The 1,015-nt window shown below is 44.4% G+C and carries 1 protein-coding gene; it reads right to left on the bottom strand.

Annotation, left to right across the window (positions count from 1 at the left end; genetic code table 11):
- A partial coding sequence (locus CXF65_RS01030) for an IS30 family transposase (RefSeq protein WP_101210730.1) occupies positions 1-914 on the bottom strand: 914 nt, incomplete at its 3' end.
- Between the last annotated feature and the right edge of the window lie 101 nt (positions 915-1,015).

Below are 1,015 nucleotides of genomic sequence, written 5' to 3'. Positions count from 1 at the left end.
GTTCTAAACCCTAGCACCTTTCTAGGTCGATTATTTAAACTGTCTTCAATCGACTGAACTAAGTGCATGCATAGGTTATCCAGACGCATTGACTTCGGTAGAAACTGACGAATTAACCCATTGGTATTCTCATTCGTTCCACGCTCCCAAGAATGATAAGGCTGAGCAAAGTAAATATCAGCCTTCAACGCTGTTGCCATCGTTTCATGGTCAGCAAACTCTTTACCGTTATCAAAGGTGATACTTAACGCCTGTTCACCTTTTAGCATGCCAATACAAGCTTGTGTGACGGCTACTGCCTTGCGATTGGGTAGCGCTTTGATCTTAGTCTCTCGAGTTGTTCTATCCACTAGAGTGACAAGCACACCTTGATGTCCACGACCAACCACCGTATCCCCTTCATAATCGCCCATACGACTGCGCGCTTCAATGATACTGGGACGGTCATTGATATCACAGCGGTTCGCTATCTTTCCGCGCCTATCATAACCTTGCAGACGGCGTTTCCTATAGCGCTTTTGACATCTAAGGGCGCTATGTAAGTTACCCCCTGCCTTTTTGTCAGTATAGATGTGTTGATATATCGATTCATGGCTTGGGACCTCTTGCCAACCCAGCATTCTCAGTCGCCCTGTGATTTGCTCAGGTGAGTAGTGCTTGCTGAGTAGATGATCAATATAGCACCAGCCAAAGCGGCTGATCTGTGAGCTATTCACAACTTTGCGCGCGTTTGCCAATCGATGGGCTTGTTTGGGGCGATAACCCCTTTGTCCCATGTTTCGCCTTATCTCTCGACTCACCGTTGATTTATGACAGCCAATAATTCTAGCTATTTCACTCATGCCTTTTTTAGCTTGCAATAGCGCTGATATTTGATATCTTTGCTCTTGGGTAAGATGTGTATAGTGTTTCATAACGTTCTGATATGTAGGAGTTGAAGTTTGAAATGCAACACGGCACATCTTACTCTTCAACTCATTCTTTTAAAACGTTGCACTTCTTATTTGAATCTAGG

The organism is Psychrobacter sp. Sarcosine-3u-12 (assembly GCF_002836005.1).
GTDB classification, from domain to species: Bacteria; Pseudomonadota; Gammaproteobacteria; order Pseudomonadales; family Moraxellaceae; genus Psychrobacter; species Psychrobacter okhotskensis.
This window is presented reverse-complemented; position numbering and strand designations above follow the sequence as displayed.